The organism is Staphylococcus sp. GDB9P120P, assembly GCF_017893435.1.
In the GTDB taxonomy this organism is placed as follows: domain Bacteria; phylum Bacillota; class Bacilli; order Staphylococcales; family Staphylococcaceae; genus Staphylococcus; species Staphylococcus cohnii.
Genome location: NZ_JAESNB010000002.1, coordinates 622,271 through 638,110, shown reverse-complemented (window position 1 = coordinate 638,110; position 15,840 = coordinate 622,271). Strand labels below are relative to the sequence as shown.

General features: G+C 33.8%; 16 protein-coding genes. 2 read left to right on the top strand and 14 right to left on the bottom strand.

What is annotated here, in order from left to right; all coding sequences use genetic code 11:
- From KA856_RS02830 to KA856_RS02790, 9 genes are all read right to left on the bottom strand, one after another.
- Positions 1–693 carry an ABC transporter permease gene (locus tag KA856_RS02830; protein ID WP_107384087.1) on the bottom strand — a complete coding sequence of 231 codons (693 nt, stop codon included), beginning with the start codon at positions 691–693 and terminating at the stop codon, positions 1–3.
- Positions 693–1,634 carry an osmoprotectant ABC transporter substrate-binding protein gene (locus KA856_RS02825; protein ID WP_107386343.1) on the bottom strand — a complete coding sequence of 314 codons (942 nt, stop codon included), beginning with the start codon at positions 1,632–1,634 and terminating at the stop codon, positions 693–695. The genes KA856_RS02830 and KA856_RS02825 overlap by 1 nt, the downstream gene beginning before the upstream one ends.
- Positions 1,635–1,649: 15 nt before the next feature.
- Positions 1,650–2,285, bottom strand: coding sequence for an ABC transporter permease (locus KA856_RS02820; protein ID WP_107386342.1), 636 nt, complete (start codon positions 2,283–2,285; stop codon positions 1,650–1,652).
- Complete coding sequence (locus KA856_RS02815) at positions 2,285–3,469, bottom strand: betaine/proline/choline family ABC transporter ATP-binding protein (RefSeq protein WP_107384090.1); 1,185 nt, start codon at positions 3,467–3,469, stop codon at positions 2,285–2,287. The genes KA856_RS02820 and KA856_RS02815 overlap by 1 nt, the downstream gene beginning before the upstream one ends.
- A gap of 286 nt (positions 3,470–3,755) precedes the next feature.
- Positions 3,756–4,223: a thioesterase family protein gene (locus KA856_RS02810; protein WP_107384091.1), complete on the bottom strand. Its 468-nt coding sequence runs from the start codon at positions 4,221–4,223 to the stop codon at positions 3,756–3,758.
- 12 nt (positions 4,224–4,235) lie between these two features.
- Positions 4,236–5,189 carry a 3-hydroxyacyl-CoA dehydrogenase NAD-binding domain-containing protein gene (locus KA856_RS02805; RefSeq protein WP_107384092.1) on the bottom strand — a complete coding sequence of 318 codons (954 nt, stop codon included), beginning with the start codon at positions 5,187–5,189 and terminating at the stop codon, positions 4,236–4,238.
- Positions 5,189–6,076 (bottom strand): beta-keto acid cleavage family enzyme, encoded by an 888-nt coding sequence (locus KA856_RS02800; RefSeq protein ID WP_107384093.1) that lies wholly within the window; start codon positions 6,074–6,076, stop codon positions 5,189–5,191. Before KA856_RS02800 ends, KA856_RS02805 begins: the two co-directional genes overlap by 1 nt.
- Before the next feature lie 179 nt (positions 6,077–6,255).
- Entirely contained in the window at positions 6,256–6,816 is a 561-nt protein-coding gene (locus KA856_RS02795) for a TetR/AcrR family transcriptional regulator (RefSeq protein ID WP_107384094.1), read from the bottom strand.
- A gap of 259 nt (positions 6,817–7,075) precedes the next feature.
- Positions 7,076–7,672, bottom strand: coding sequence for a YdeI/OmpD-associated family protein (locus KA856_RS02790; protein WP_107384095.1), 597 nt, complete (start codon positions 7,670–7,672; stop codon positions 7,076–7,078).
- Between the two features lie 324 nt (positions 7,673–7,996).
- On the opposite strand from KA856_RS02790, the gene dfrG reads away from it, so the two are divergent.
- Positions 7,997–8,494 carry a trimethoprim-resistant dihydrofolate reductase DfrG gene (gene dfrG, locus KA856_RS02785; protein WP_000868795.1) on the top strand — a complete coding sequence of 166 codons (498 nt, stop codon included), beginning with the start codon at positions 7,997–7,999 and terminating at the stop codon, positions 8,492–8,494.
- A 71-nt stretch (positions 8,495–8,565) separates the two neighbouring features.
- Here the strand turns inward: dfrG and KA856_RS02780 are convergent, their stop codons facing one another.
- Both KA856_RS02780 and KA856_RS02775 read right to left on the bottom strand, forming a co-directional pair.
- A complete protein-coding gene (locus KA856_RS02780; protein ID WP_210138496.1) occupies positions 8,566–10,518 on the bottom strand; it encodes an insertion element protein in 1,953 nt (650 codons plus the stop codon).
- A 6-nt stretch (positions 10,519–10,524) separates the two neighbouring features.
- Positions 10,525–10,761: a hypothetical protein gene (locus KA856_RS02775; RefSeq protein ID WP_001159903.1), complete on the bottom strand. Its 237-nt coding sequence runs from the start codon at positions 10,759–10,761 to the stop codon at positions 10,525–10,527.
- Between the two features lie 593 nt (positions 10,762–11,354).
- Between KA856_RS02775 and KA856_RS02770 the strand changes: the two genes are divergently transcribed.
- Positions 11,355–12,725, top strand: a complete 1,371-nt coding sequence (locus KA856_RS02770; RefSeq protein ID WP_107384096.1) for a CitMHS family transporter — start codon at positions 11,355–11,357, stop codon at positions 12,723–12,725.
- Positions 12,726–12,882: 157 nt separating this feature from the next.
- Here the strand turns inward: KA856_RS02770 and KA856_RS02765 are convergent, their stop codons facing one another.
- The 3 genes from KA856_RS02765 to KA856_RS02755 all read right to left on the bottom strand — a co-directional run bounded on the left by KA856_RS02765 (position 12,883) and on the right by KA856_RS02755 (position 15,738).
- Complete coding sequence (locus KA856_RS02765; protein WP_107384097.1) at positions 12,883–14,061, bottom strand: MFS transporter; 1,179 nt, start codon at positions 14,059–14,061, stop codon at positions 12,883–12,885.
- Positions 14,062–14,317: 256 nt separating this feature from the next.
- Positions 14,318–15,091, bottom strand: coding sequence for an ABC transporter permease (locus tag KA856_RS02760; protein WP_107384117.1), 774 nt, complete (start codon positions 15,089–15,091; stop codon positions 14,318–14,320).
- Positions 15,091–15,738 carry an ABC transporter ATP-binding protein gene (locus tag KA856_RS02755; protein WP_107384098.1) on the bottom strand — a complete coding sequence of 216 codons (648 nt, stop codon included), beginning with the start codon at positions 15,736–15,738 and terminating at the stop codon, positions 15,091–15,093. Before KA856_RS02755 ends, KA856_RS02760 begins: the two co-directional genes overlap by 1 nt.
- Positions 15,739–15,840 lie beyond the last annotated feature (102 nt).

The window sequence follows — 15,840 nt, the reverse complement described above, 5'->3', positions numbered from 1 at the left end:
CTATTCATTAATACTTTGTGGTTTTTGTTTACTTCTTTTTTCTGCTTTATGCGATGGGTCTAAACGTTTTTCCAATAATCTTAAACCTACATCAATAATGATAGCAATTAATGCGATTGGAATCGCACCAGCTAAAATAAATGTTGTACCATCTGTAGCATTTGTACCTCGGATAACGATGTCACCTAATGTAGGTGCACCAATAAATGAACCGACTGCTACAACTCCAATTGCAACAACAAGTGCTATTCTTAATCCACCCAATATTACAGAGAGTGATAAAGGTAACTCAATCATTCTTAGCACTTGGTTTCGCGTCATACCCATACCTTTACCAGCATCTTTAATATTCGCATCAACACCCATGATACCTGTATAGGTATTTTTTATGATCGGTAATAGCGCATATAAAAATACTGTTACTACGACCGTAGTGGTACCCAATCCCATAACGAGCATGAGTATCGCTAACATTGCAATAACTGGAACGGTTTGAATAATATTAGCGATGGTAATAATAATGCCAGAAAATTTACTATATCGTGCAATCAGGATACCAATTGGAATACCAACAATAGATGCAAATAACACACCATAAACAGACATTAATAAATGTTTTAAAAATAAATCCCAAAGGTAGCCATAGTTGACTGAATAATATTCTACTAATTGTTGTAATAAATTACCTTCCATTAGCTTTGACCACCTTTCTTATCATTTTCAAAATAATTATGTTCTTTTAAGAAGTTCTCAGCAACTACTGCTGGTTCTTGTCCTTCACCATCTGCTTGATAATTAAGTTTTTGCATTTCAGATGTCGAAACTTTTTTGTCTAGTTTATTGATGATTGGTTTTAACTCTGGATGTTTATCTAACAATTCATTCGTAGCAACTGCACTCGCATCATATGGTGGGAAAAACTGTTTATCGTCTTTTAATACTTTTAAGTCATATGCTGCAATACGCCCATCTGTTGAATAACCTACAGCTACATCTAAATTATTAGAGTTTAATGCATCATATACTAAACCAATTTGCATTGGTCTGATAGTATCAAACTTAAAACCATATTCTTTTGTAAATCCAGGATAACCGTCACCTTCACGGTTTAGCCAAGAACTATCTACACCAAGTTTAAGTTCTGGATGTTTTTTCAAATCAGATACAGTTTCTAAATTATATTTTTCTGCTGTTTCTTTAGTGACCATAAACGCATAAGTGTTAGCAAAACCATAAGAGTTAAAGAACGTTTGATCGAATTTTTTTTGGAAACCATCTTGAGTTGCTTTCATAGCTTTTTTAGGGTCTTTAATCGGATCTTCATTTAACGCACCAGTTAAATCTGTGCCATTATACCTAGCACCTGACATATTCGCGTCACCATTTACTAATGCATTGTGCTGAATCGTACTCGATCCTAAATTATTAATTAATGTTGGCTTAATTTTGCCATTTGTATCGTGTTCTATTAATAGTCTCAGCATATGAGACATAATTTGTGATTCACTTGTTGCAAGTGCTGTGATTTTGACATCTTGTTCTGAACTGTTGCCACCTAATCCCGGTAAACTACATCCAGATAAGACCGTCAGACACAACACAAGCACAATAGCATATTGTTTCAATTTCTTCATAATGTCCTCCTCAAATTATCTGGATACTTTTAATCCCTTAGGTACAGCCCATCTTTCTACCAGTGATAGTAAGAAATCTACGATTAACGCCAAAGCAGTAACTAATACTGCTGCACTTACAATCATTAGTGGGTCATACAAGTTTAATCCATTAAATACAAAGTCACCTAAACCGCCTGCGCCTACATAACTGGCTAAAGTTGCCCAACTAATTACGTAAACAGAAGATAAACGAATACCTCCTAATATAAGCGGTAAGGCTAACGGTAATTCCACATCTTTCATTAATTGAAAGCGTGTCATACCCATACTTGTGCCTGCTTCTTTAATGTTGTCATCTATGTTTTGTACACCTAATACAGTATTGTTTAATATTGGTAATAATACATAAATAAATAATGCTACAATTGCAGGTAATTTACCCACACCAAAAATCGGAATCATTACTGCCAATACTGCTAATGTTGGTATCGTTTGTAACACACCAGCAATGGTCAGCACAACATTAGATGTTCTTTTCATTTTTGATAATAAAATACCTAATGGTACAGCGATGACGATAGCAATTAACAAAGCGATGATTGAGATATAGAAATGTTCAACTGTTTTTGATATCAGTTGCCCACCATACTGCTCTACAAAGTCTTTCATTACTTATCAGCTCCTACATTATCGGGCTCAACAATAGCATTTTTTTGTGCACTGACATTTTCATCTAATTCGCCCCAAATACTATCGTAAACGATATCGACTAAGTTTGCTCTCGTAACTAGTCCAATCAATGTCTCTTCATCACTATCTACAACTGGTACATTTCTTACATTTCGTTTTAAGATGGTACGCACTGTATCTTGTAATTTACTATCTACTCTTACTCTGTATATATCACGCTGCATCGTATCAATGAGTTCTTTATGAGCACGCAAACCTTGGTTAATATCTTCTATGTCTAAATATCCAAGTAATCTATCATTATTACCAACGACAAATAATGTATCGACACGTCGATCTCTCATAATTTTAACCGCTTCATTTAATGAATTATCCGCATGAACGGTTACTGGTCGTATCATTGCATCTTTTACAGTTCTCATATTTGGTCTATCTTGGATTAATCTGTTTTGACCGATAAAATCACGTACGAAATCGTTTGCAGGATGACGTAAAATATTATCTGGTGTATCAAATTGAACGACTTTTCCTTCAGACATAATACAAATTTTATCTGCCAATTTAATCGCTTCATCCATATCATGTGTGACAAAAATAAATGTTTTACCTAATTTTTGTTGCAGTTCTTTAACTAAATCTTGTAATGTATCTCTCGTAATTGGATCTAGCGCACCAAATGGTTCATCCATTAAAATGACGTCTTGTTCAGCTGCTAAAGCACGCACAACACCAATACGTTGTTGCTGTCCTCCAGACAGTTGTGAAGGATATCTATCTAAGTATTCTTCTGGTAAATCTACTAATTTTATCAATTCTTTAGCTTTTTTCTCTTTCTTTTCATCAGACCATTTTAATAATTTAGGTACTAAGACTATATTCTCTTTAATTGTCATATGAGGCATTAATCCAATTTGTTGTATCACATAACCAATTTTTCTACGTAATTCAACGGCATTCATTTTGCGAACATTTTTACCGTTGATTGCAATTTCACCTTCCGTAGCTTCAATCATTCTATTTATCATTCTTAAAGCAGTGGTCTTCCCACTCCCACTTGTACCGATAAATGCAATAAATTCACCAGATTCGATTTCCAATGAAATATTATCTACGGCTTTTTTTGTTCCACCATAGACTTTAGATAAGTTTTTTATACTTAACATGTGTTAATTCCTTTCTATATTTGTATTTTCATTTAATATTTCATTTATAAATATAGGGCTAACTGTGGATGTTATACAAATCCGAAAATAAGTAAAAACATGTAGCACAACTAGCCCTACTTTATTCATGTGTTGGTCAAAAATATCAATTTTGACTAATTTTTTCATCCTATATATTAAGATAACTCAACAAATGAAAATAAACAATTTATAACCGCAAGTTTTGTTAATTAAACTATTGAAATTAATTATCAATTCAATAGCTCAAAACAATGTTTTAAAAATATTATTTTCGTTTTATGCCAATTAATCGACCTAATTCTTTTGGCGCTTCATGAATCGTTCCAACTTTAGCATAATCATCTATAGCATTTTTTATTTGTTCAGGGAAAGCTGCTGGTCTTCCTATTGTAGTGTCCATTCCCATAAGCATTACTTCATATGTTGCGCAACGGTTATTTTGAGCATCTACTAAAGTCATAAAAACATGTAAACGCTTGGTATCATAATCATATAAGCTTACGTTGACAGTAATAAGTTCATCTACGTTTATTTCTTTTAAATACACCACATGATTTTCTAAAGTGAACACTGTATAATTCAATTTTTTAATTGTATTAATATCTAAACCTAATGATACCAGCCACGCATCTGTAGCATCACTAAATACTCGATTATACTCAGCATCATTCATGTGCTGATTATGATCTACCCAAATATCTTTAACCGTGGTTTGATATTGAAATTGAGACATATGATCCTCCATTTATTTAGAACTTTTTTTCATCGATGCAGTATCTTCAGGCCAATATGCTTCTGCTAACTTTTTCACTTTAACTAGGAATTCATTACGTTTTTGGTCTAGTTCTGACATTGTTTGTCCTTGGGAAGCTGTTTCACACCCATTTACTACACTGTCATATAAATCCTGTGTTAATTCAGGCGCAATTAATTTTGTCCATGGTTTTTTCAATGCTGGACCAAATTGTTTTAACATATGGCGCATGCCGCCTTCTCCTCCAGCAAGATGGAATGTCATAAATGGTCCGTATTGTGCATAGCGTAGTCCTGCTGCATGTGTAAATGCTTTATCTACTTCTTCAGTAGTCGCTATTCCTTCATTAACGATGTGTAGAGATTCTCTCCATAACGCTTCCATCAATCTATCCGCTATGTGTCCTTCAATTTCATGTCTGACATGTAGTACATCCATACCAATACTTTCGTATACTTTTTCTGCTTTTACTGTGACAGCTTCAGCTGTTTGTTTACCAGGCACAATCTCAACTAATGGTAAAATGTATACAGGATGGAACGGATGTGCAACAACTAAACGTTCAGGATGTTTTAAATTTTGTTGTAATTCTGAAGGCATAATACCAGAAGTACTAGAACCAATAATGGCATCCTGACGGGCATAGGTATCGATTTCTATTAATACCTGTGCTTTCAGATCTTCAATTTCTGGAACGTTTTCTTGAATATGATCTGCATCTTTAACAGCTTCTTCTAAACTTACCGTAAACGACAAATTATCTAAAGACGCGCCCTCTGCTAAACCTAATTGCTCAGCATATGGCCAATTTTGTTTCACTTGTTTTAACATTCTTTCATAAGCGCCTTCACTTGGATCTGTTGCGATTACTTCGTGCCCATGCGCTAAAATACGCGTAATCCAGCCACTACCTATAACGCCTGTACCTACAACTGCAAATTTCATTATTTGCCTCCTTTTGGATCTCTAAGTTGATATTGCTCACGCGCTTCAGCTGGCGTCATCGGTTCGATATCTAATTCTTTTAATATTTCTACTGCACGTTCAACAAGTTGTTCATTAGAGGCTTTTACGCCTTTTGATAAATACAAGTTATCTTCTAAACCTACACGGACATTTCCGCCACGTTTCGCCGCTTCTTCTACAGTTGGTAATTGCATTCTTCCAATTCCAAATGCTGACCAATGTGCATTTTCAGGAATACGTGTTTTAAAGTATTCAATTGTCTCTGCATCGTTTTCAGCACCCCATGGGATACCGAGACAGAATTGGAACATTGGTTCTCCTTCAATAAGACCTTCGTTAATTAATTGTTTTGCAAATGAAATGTGTCCACTATCAAAACATTCTAATTCAGGCTTTACACCTGCATCTTTTACTAATTGCGCTTGTTTTCTTAACCAATCAGCTGGACTTAAGTAAACAGCGTCACCCATATTCACACTACCACAATCAAGTGTGCACATTTCTGGTAATAATGCGCCAATTGCTTCATGTCTTTCTTCAGGTGTTTGCATATCTGAACCTTCACCTGCTGTATATGGATCTTCAAGGTTAGGAATAAAATCTCCGCCACCACCTGAAGTAATGTTAATAATAATATCTTCATCAGCTTCTCTTATTAATCTTACTGCTTCTTTAAAGAATTCAACATCATGGCTGATGCCGCCTGTTTCTGGGTCTCGCGCATGAATGTGTGCAACAGTAGCGCCTGCCTTTGCACATTTAATTGCTGAATCTGCAATTTCTTGAGGTGTTACAGGAACACTTTTATTTTTTTCTACAGTATCTCCAGCACCTGTTAAAGCTGCTGTTAGCATAACTTTTTTCATATATAAACCTCCAACAGAGTTTTAATCACAATTGATAGTGTACCAACCGGACGGTTTAGTTTCGACCCTTGAAACACCTAAAAAAAGGGATAAGTGATGATGTACCATCACTTATCCCTATATTATCAACGCTTTCAACGAATTAGAAATTTAATTATTTTTTTATAATTTTAATTTTTTCATGCATCTCTTAATTCAATTTGCGTGTTTTCTGTGTAAGATGTTAATCGTTCTAAAACTTTTGCTCTCATTGTTTCATCTAATGCATCTAATCCAAATATTTCCGATAACCACAAGCCATCCACTGCTAATCGTATAATTGTTGCATCGACTTTATCAATACCATCATTTTCAATTTTATCTTGCCAATCTTTATAGGTATCTTGTAGCGGCAACAATAAATTACTATTTATACCCTGTGCAGCTAGCATGCCAGAAGTAATTGATGCATTTTCTGAACGGTGTTCTCTAGTAGCTTCAATAAATGCGCGCAATAATTTGCCAACTTCTTGTGACTCATTTTTAACATGTTCATTCACATTATTTCGATACAACTCATCTGCATGATCCACAAGTCCTTGTATCAATGCGAATTTATTTTTAAAATGATACAGTAAACCGCCTTTACTAACACCAGCTTTTTTAGCAACTGCATCAAGTGTTAAATACTCACTACCTTGTTCATTTACGATAGCCGCTGCTGCTTCTAATAGTTGAATACGCTTAGACACTCTTGCCATATCTACACCTTCTCTTACAAAATATTACTTTGTTCATCTGCTATATCTATATTCGAGCAAACTATAAACGATAAATGATAAAGTTGCAACATTATTATAATTTTTACAAACTACGTTTTGTCCATTTTTACAGAAATACGAAGGTTTGGTTAAACAAAAATATGTTTCAAGTTTTTTGAAAATACGCTTAAAAGATTTTGATAATCACAGGCACTTTTGTTGTCATTGATATCCTAAGTTACACTAAAGCTAAAATTGGCTACTTATCATTCATGCCTTTACCTTCTAAGATATGATTGATATATTTTTCGACTCTATTTTCCCTTGTTGAAGCACGTTTAGCATCACCAATATAAAACATATACTGACGTTGTCTTCCTGGTGTTAAATTATTAAATGCTTCTTTTAACTCTGACGACGCTTCTAATTTATTTTTCAATTCTTCTGGCATATCGAAATCTTCCGTAGTTTTCATCGGTACTTTTTTACCTGATTTTTCTACTCTAATGGCTTCTTCAACATACCAAGCGATTTCCTCTTTACGTTGTTCTATTTCTTCTAAACTTTCAAATCTTAATTGTCTAGCAGCTTGAACATTTTTTGTTTGTTGAATTAAAGTATGATATGGATCTTCCATAATAGCGCCTTTTTCAAATAATAATGCACAATAATATTTAAAATCTTGAATGATAACTATATTTTTATTGTCCAAAGTATAACATGGATGCATCCATTTATAATCCTCTGTTAATTCTGTTTGACTGATTATATTTCTTAGTACTTTAAATGCATCTTGCCATTGATCTAAGCGCTCAATAAACGCATCTACTTTATCGTTTTTAATTGATTCACTCATAACATACCGCCTTTTATTTTAATTTTACTATAAACATATACATTTAATCTTAAGTAGTTCAGTTTTGGAGTACAAAATGACAAAATGTACTTCAAAATGGACTACTTTTTTCATTTTAACTTACATACCAAATTACATACAAAATGATTTATAAAATGCAATTGAAAATGATAATTGAATGAAAATTTGTGATTTTGTGGTATTATGATAATATAACTTATAGAAAAAATTGCTTATTCAACTAACGGGCAGGATAATGAGAAAAGGTTTTTTGATAGAAATAAGAAATTAGATGGTAAATTAGTTAAAAAGGCTGTGTTATAAATGAAAGTTTCTTTGATTGCTGCGATGGATAAGAATAGAGTGATTGGCAAAGAGAATGACATTCCTTGGAGGATTCCCAAGGACTGGGAATATGTTAAAAATACTACAAAGGGACATCCGATAATATTAGGTAGGAAGAACCTTGAATCAATCGGAAGAGCCTTACCTGACAGAAGAAATATTATTCTGACGAGAGATAAGGGGTTTACCTTTAATGGTTGTGAAATTGTTCATTCAATAGAAGATGTTTTTGAGTTATGTAAAAACGAAGAAGAAATTTTTATTTTCGGAGGAGAACAGATTTATAATTTGTTTTTCCCTTATGTTGAGAAAATGTACATCACAAAAATACATCATGAATTCGAAGGAGATACTTTTTTTCCAGAAGTGAATTATGAGGAATGGAATGAGGTATTTGCCCAAAAAGGGATAAAGAATGATAAAAATCCGTATAACTACTATTTTCATGTATATGAAAGAAAAAACTTATTGAGTTAACGGGTGCGTTAATTGAAGAAGAACAGTAAAGATAAAGCACAAGAGCTTGGGATTACTCCAAGCTCTTTTTGTCATTTGAAATAAATTATATCTTTCCAATCAAATTGTTTATCTGTAATCCCTAATCTTTGAGCAGGTGTCAAAACCTTTTTATCCGCTGATTTAAAAGGGCGACAAAAGTTGTAGTAAGTTCTTAGAATTGTAATCGCAAATTGAGCATACTTCGGATTGAAGTTAGCGTAAATATAGCTCTTCTTATCACCACGAGCTGTTGTTAATGGTCTTTCAAGAGATGATATATAACGTCTTATCTGTTGAATAAAGCTATTGGTCGAATGGTCATTAACATTTAATAGCATCTTTGCGATTTCGTTTGGTTCCAGAGCAGATAAATCCGTTCTACAATCAACTGAATAAAATCCTTTATCCTTAGTGGCTAATGGATGTTTGATAGGGTTATCGGCATATTTGCGATATCTTTCTCCATCTTTACTAATAGCCTCTTCGTGGAATTGATGACTTGTTAGTAATTCAGTTAGATAATGAGATGCCAAAGTCCGTAGAAACTTTGTTTTGAATCCTCTGATATCTCCCCAATCGAGCAGTTCTGCTTTTGCTTGTCCGAATTCTTTTAAGCATTGTTTTCTGCTTTTCGTCTTGTTAACTTGGCAAATAAAATGATGTGCATCGCTCAACCTTAATTCTTTCGTGAATACTCTATAAAAGGCGTTTCTAATAGAGAAGTCATCATCACTAATCATTCGCCATTCGTCGGCATTAACCATTTGTTTAATTAACCAATAGTGAGCAGTTGTAGTATAAGGAGCATCAACATTTAAACCATCGACAAATCTACTCCTATTAGTAATTTTCCCTAATTCGTGAAGATAAGCATTCCTATTTTCGCTATCGTTAGCGGATGGTTCTTGTGGATAATAAGACCAATCTAACCTATCATTTTTACGACTAAAAGTATTGAGATGGTCTTCTTTGAATTTTCTTGTATCTTCATTTAATTCATCCATTGAAACATTCCAATCATAGGCAACATCAGAACGGAACACATATCTTGATAAGACCTCAGCAGATACAACTATATACGTTTGCATATTAAGGTCTTCAAACCCCGTATATTTCTTTGAACCTTGTCCTTTCTTACGGACGTTATTTAGGTAGTAGTGCATCTTGTCCGTATTAAGCCACATCTCGTTAAATTTCTTTGTTTGAAGGGGTTGTGTCTCATATCGTTCTAAAAACTCCAAACAACGCCTATACAGCCACTCCAGCTTATGATAGTAGGTTCCAACTCCAATTCCTAAAATATCACAAGTACGACTGACTGAAACCCTTCCAACAACCATCTTAGCGAACATTGGAAGAATGGTGTTCTTTTGTTGGTGATAAGTAGTGGTTTCTTCTCTTTTTGGTAGAACATTAGTGAACTTCTTACACGCCTTACATTGATAGCGTTGAGATTTGCCCCTACTTTTCCCCCTTTTGTAAAATTGCTTCGGCTCATTGAATGGGGTTGATTCTTCTTCCGAGCAGCCTTCTTTATGAAATTGATAATCTGGCTCAACATCTTGGATGCTATTGATTTCTATAAGGCGTTTAATTTCTTCAACAACAGACCAATTAGATAAAGGGGTTACTGTACAGTTTTGCGATACACCTCTGCCAATAGGATTGTCATTGCAGTACATACCTTTATGACCTTTATCTTTGGAACTACCAGTCATTTTATATCGACTTGGTTTCCCTTTTACATCTTTGAATTTGTGCTGTTCTTTCCCAAAATTACAACAAAACGGATTGATGCAGTAATTATATTGAATGGGATATTCAGAACCGTTCCATTTAAAAGACGTTGGCAAGAACAACATTTTGTTATACCTTGTTGCAAATCGTTTTGGAGTTAATAAATCATATTGTTTAGCCCTATCTTTTAATTCTTCGTTTGAAATCGGAATTTTAACATCTACAATTTCATCTTCCTTCGTGGCTAATCTTTTAAGCTTGGTCATTGTCTATCAACCCACTCTATCTTTGATACCCATTTTTTCAACAATCCGCTTATTACTTCGCTTGTTGGCAATCCATTCAATAAACTTCTTATCGTCTAAAATGTTCAATAAGAATTCATCCACTGCTTCGCTTTCAGTACGCTCTGCATATTCAGCGTATTGCTTAACTATCACCCTTACTTGCTCTGATATTTCCCAATCCACAGACTTAGCGTTCTTATTTTTTGGCTCAAGAAATTGCATAGGAAAATGCACCCCTTTTTGCTTAGTAAATTGTAACCATTTTAACACACCAATTTGCATTCCTACAATAATTATTTCACGTTCGCATTTTTATATACATTTTAACTTACATTTTGTGGTGTAAATTAACAACAAACGTTGATTTAACAATAAAAAACGAGTATCAAATTCAGTTGCAATTTGATACTCATTTAGGTTTACATTTTCACTTTTTGTACTCCAAAACTGAACTACTTAATTTAATCTATACATTCTTTTATATTATGTTATATCCTAATTTCCTAAAATATAAAACGATTTGATGCTCTTCAGAATTTAAAATATTGCTTCAGCCCCTTTTAAAATTAGAACAATTATTTATTGGCATTTTTTACACGCACCTGAAAAAACGCTTCACTAGCATAATAATACAATTCAAAAAGCACATTTGTTTTACTTATAATTTAATATAAGTAAAATTATATAATTATTTATATATATAACTTATACACGCCTATTTTCTCTGTTACACTTATAATTAATCATTTTTTGAAGTGTGAACAATTTTTTGTTCAGTTTTTTGTAAGCGCTTTAATACTTGGAGGGGATATTTTATGCAACAAGAGAGTGTTTGGCTAACAATTATGGGGTTAATTATTATTATTTCCATTGTTGGATTACTAATTGCTAAACGTATTAGTCCAGTTGTGGGTATGATTTTAATACCAAGTTTGGGTGCATTAATATTAGGTTACAATATTGGTGATTTAGTAAAATTTTTTAATAGTGGTTTAGATCAAGTTATCAACGTCGTCATCATGTTTATATTTGCAATTATATTCTTCGGTATCATGAGTGACGCTGGGTTATTTAAGCCGTTAGTAAAACGTTTGATTTTGCTTACTAGAGGTAATGTTGTAGTTGTCTGTATTGCAACTGCAATTATCGGAATATTCGCTCAACTTGATGGTGCTGGCGCAACAACATTTTTATTATCAATACCTGCATTATTGCCTTTGTATAAGGCGCTAAATATGAATCGTTATCTATTACTTTTATTGCTCGGACTGAGTGCATCGATTATGAACATGGTGCCATGGGGTGGCCCTATGGCTCGTACAGCTTCAGTGATTAATATTAAAAATGTAAACGAATTATGGTATGGTGTCATACCAGTTCAAATCATCGGTTTTGTTTTAGTTTTACTATTCGCTGTATTTTTGGGTTTTCGAGAAAAAGCAATCATACAACGTAAAATCAATTCAGGAGAAGTATCTAATACACAAGACGTAGATATACATAAATTGGTTGAAATATATGAACAAGATCAAGATATTAAATTTCCGATTCGTGGCGTTGCTGTTACTAAGCCTTGGATTAATTGGATCAACGTCATACTCACGCTTGCTATCATTGTAGCAATGCTAGCTAATATCGCACCGCCCGAATTTGCATTTATGATTGGTGTTGCGATTGCTTTAATTATTAATTTCCCAAATGTAGACGAACAAATGAGCAGACTTAAAGCACATGCGCCAAACGCACTTATGATGGCAGCCGTAATTATCGCTGCTGGTATGTTCTTAGGCGTATTGAATGAAACTGGTATGCTTGAAGCAATAGCAGTAAGCTTTATCCATATTATTCCAAATGCCGTTGGACCATACTTACACATTATTGTCGGTATCTTCGGTGTTCCACTAGATCTATTAACAAGTACGGATGCTTATTATTTCGCTATCTTACCTATTGTAGAACAAACAGCCGGTCAGTTTGGTGTATCGTCTGTATCAACAGCATATGCAATGTTAATTGGAAATATTATCGGTACGTTTGTCAGCCCATTTTCACCTGCGTTATGGTTAGCGATTGGGCTTGCCGAAGCAAATATGGGAACATATATTAAATATGCTTTCTTTTGGATATGGGGATTTGCCATCGTCATGTTAATTATCGCTATGTTCATCGGTGTAGTAACATTTTAATTTATGAACTGTGTTAATTTAGTAAAAACATTTGCGCAAAAATGATAATGGGAGTGGAACTGAAATTACATACATTTCATTGTTCCACTCCCATTTTTCATTTATATATAGCTTTATTTTGGAGTCATACATAATGATTGACCAATGCTCCAAATCACTATGCTTTATTGTACTTAGCGACATTTTTAAGGCTAATCACTAAAATAAATGCTACTAATGCAATTGCAGCTGAAAAATAAGTAGTTGCGTAAACATTTAAGTTCGATACTACTAATCCACCTACAATACCACCGATACCAATACCTGCGTTTAAACTAGACATATTCCAACTCATCACTTGACTCGTATCACCTTCAACATGCTCTATAATGCCACTTTGCACAGCTGGATTAGTACTCCATTGCATAATATTCCAGATAAAGATAATCATGAGTAACAAACCAGTTCCTGGTAAAAACATATTAAGCAGTAGCATCATAACAATAAACACAGCTGTCGCAATGACCAACCAACGTTTGCTTGTAAGTCTATCTGATAAAAAGCCACCCATTGATGTTCCGATTACTCCTGCAATACCATTGATTAATAATGCAATTGAAACAAATGATAATTGATGTCCACCGGAAAGGATTAAAGGATTAATATAAATGAAAGTAACCGAGTTGGCTACTAATAATAAAAACGTGATGCCCAAATATTTTGTAACTTCAACAGGTCTTAACACTTTGGAATAAGTATTTGAACGACTTGATCCTGTGTCTGTCTCAGTATTTGATGACAGATGATCACTTAGTTTTGGAATATAGATATACATTAAGATGCCTACGAACAAACTAATAATTACAATAAATAAAAACGTATATCTCCAACCAACTAAATCACCTATCACTGTCCCAATCGGCACACCAAAAACATTTGCACCGCTAAAGCCAGAATAGACAATACCGATCATTTTTCCTCGGTGTTGTGGTGCAGTTAATAATGCAGTTAAAGCTAATATTTTAACCACGATTAAAGCTGCAGCTGCAGATGATAAGATACGTCCAATAACTAAAATAGAAAAATTAGGCGCAATTGCAATAATAATATTGCCTACAACAAATGCAAACAGCGCCCATAATAAAACCATACGTGGTGAAAAACGATTCGTTAACTTAACTAAAATAGGTCCTGCTATTGCAAAAGTAATTGCATATAATGTAACTAATTGTCCGATAATTGCTTCAGAAACATGCAAATCACTACTCATCAAATTCATAATACCAGCAACCATCATTTCAACCATTCCAACAATAAATATACTTAGTATAAAGGTAAATATGCGCATGACTGACATAAATATCCTCCTCTCTTTTATGTGATTTCAAAATTCTATAACTGCTACATTATAAACCATTCGTCAATATATATGAATACTTAGCAATACATGTTCTTAAATTCATTTCAAAAAACAGGAAACAGAAGAGGCATCAAAAACCATTTTGATACCTCTTCACGTTCCCTGCCAATCTCAGCTTAAAATTTCGCATAAAATAGATTTGACTATAGAAATTAAAATAATGTTCATGATAACAAGCATGTATAAAATACGTTTAGCGATTGTCTTTAGGGATATGTCGCGCAATTAATTGATCTCGTTCATTAAAGAACTGACGATAACTTAAATATGTTGCAATCAACGCTGACATAATAGTGGCTGTCGTATGAATGAATACTACTAATAGCTGAAATTTTACAGCTTCCAATGGATCTACACCACCGATAATCAACCCTGTCATCATACCTGGTATCGAAACAATACCATACGTTTTTACTGAATCTATCGTTGGCACAATTGCCGTTTTGATACTTTCACGTATTGTTCCTTTGGAAGCGCGTTTTGGATTTGCACCTAATGCTAATTTGGCTTCGATTTGACTCATTTCTTTAACAAACTCACGATCTAAATTCTGATACGCAAGATTGATTGCAATCAAACCATTGCTTCCAAGCATCCCTGCAATTGGAATCACTTCATTAGGTTTGAATTCAATTGCGCCCGTGACTACAATACCCACTAATGGTAAGGCTACGCCAATAAAGATTGCGATAAAAGAAATCCAAAACACATGATGCATAACGGGTGAAGCTCTACTTATCGTATTCCATGATGCATTGATGATGATGATTAATACAAATAAAAGCAACAACCATGTTTGGTTTACATCAAATATAAAATGCAGTAAATAACCTAAAATAACTAATTGAACAACTGCTCTTAACGTTGCAATGAGTAAATCTTTAATGATATGCAACTTTTCTTTGTATGACACAATGATTGGAAAAAGAAGGAGTGTCGCAGTAAGCACTAATGCAGTGGTACTCATCATAATTCCTCCTCCTTCTCAATCTGTCCATCCACAATTCTAATGCGTTTTTGAAAATGTCTCATACTTTGATCATTACTATGTGTAATCCATAAAATTGTTATACCTTCATCTGCAAGTTTAAAGATTAAAGATTCAATTTTCTCACTATTATGTACGTCTAATGCACTTGTTGCTTCATCTAACAATAATACTTTGGGTTTATACATTAACTGTCTCGCTATCGTTACACGTTGACGTTCTCCACCAGAAAGATGATTTACGCTCGTATCAAAGCTATAATGACCTAACCCAACCGACTTCAAAAGTGATTTGGCTCTTTTACGATTGAACTTGTCATTTCTTATTTGTGCAGGGAAAGCTAAATTATCACCAATGGTACTATCAAACAAATCACTTTCTTGTAATAAATAGCTAATTTCCATTCGTAACTTTTCTGGATTAATATTTTCATATGCTTGATTATTAAAATATAGTTCTCCTTCTGTAGGACTTATCAAATTATTAATCAAACGTAACAATGTACTTTTGCCGCTTCCTGAAGGCCCAACAATCGCAATAGTTTCTCCAGCTTTGATTTTCAAATTAATACTGTTAATAATTTGTCGGTTATCTATCCGATATGAAACATTTCTGAGCTCTAACATTTTGAACCTCCTAAATAATATATAGGTTATACCCTATTACGACGATTTAATATCTTGTCATTATTTCGTTAAACCGTTTTATTCAAAAACATACGTTAAATA

Coding starts and splice junctions, on each gene's coding strand:
- KA856_RS02800 (WP_107384093.1), bottom strand. CDS start 6,076: ATGAAAAAAGTTATGCTAACAGCAGCTTTAACAGGTGCTGGAGATACT.
- KA856_RS02770 (WP_107384096.1), top strand. CDS start 11,355: ATGCAACAAGAGAGTGTTTGGCTAACAATTATGGGGTTAATTATTATT.
- KA856_RS02820 (WP_107386342.1), bottom strand. CDS start 2,285: ATGAAAGACTTTGTAGAGCAGTATGGTGGGCAACTGATATCAAAAACA.
- KA856_RS02815 (WP_107384090.1), bottom strand. CDS start 3,469: ATGTTAAGTATAAAAAACTTATCTAAAGTCTATGGTGGAACAAAAAAA.
- KA856_RS02810 (WP_107384091.1), bottom strand. CDS start 4,223: ATGTCTCAATTTCAATATCAAACCACGGTTAAAGATATTTGGGTAGAT.
- KA856_RS02765 (WP_107384097.1), bottom strand. CDS start 14,061: ATGTCAGTCATGCGCATATTTACCTTTATACTAAGTATATTTATTGTT.
- KA856_RS02825 (WP_107386343.1), bottom strand. CDS start 1,634: ATGAAGAAATTGAAACAATATGCTATTGTGCTTGTGTTGTGTCTGACG.
- KA856_RS02755 (WP_107384098.1), bottom strand. CDS start 15,738: ATGTTAGAGCTCAGAAATGTTTCATATCGGATAGATAACCGACAAATT.
- dfrG (WP_000868795.1), top strand. CDS start 7,997: ATGAAAGTTTCTTTGATTGCTGCGATGGATAAGAATAGAGTGATTGGC.
- KA856_RS02775 (WP_001159903.1), bottom strand. CDS start 10,761: ATGCAATTTCTTGAGCCAAAAAATAAGAACGCTAAGTCTGTGGATTGG.
- KA856_RS02795 (WP_107384094.1), bottom strand. CDS start 6,816: ATGGCAAGAGTGTCTAAGCGTATTCAACTATTAGAAGCAGCAGCGGCT.
- KA856_RS02830 (WP_107384087.1), bottom strand. CDS start 693: ATGGAAGGTAATTTATTACAACAATTAGTAGAATATTATTCAGTCAAC.
- KA856_RS02805 (WP_107384092.1), bottom strand. CDS start 5,189: ATGAAATTTGCAGTTGTAGGTACAGGCGTTATAGGTAGTGGCTGGATT.
- KA856_RS02760 (WP_107384117.1), bottom strand. CDS start 15,091: ATGAGTACCACTGCATTAGTGCTTACTGCGACACTCCTTCTTTTTCCA.
- KA856_RS02790 (WP_107384095.1), bottom strand. CDS start 7,672: ATGAGTGAATCAATTAAAAACGATAAAGTAGATGCGTTTATTGAGCGC.
- KA856_RS02780 (WP_210138496.1), bottom strand. CDS start 10,518: ATGACCAAGCTTAAAAGATTAGCCACGAAGGAAGATGAAATTGTAGAT.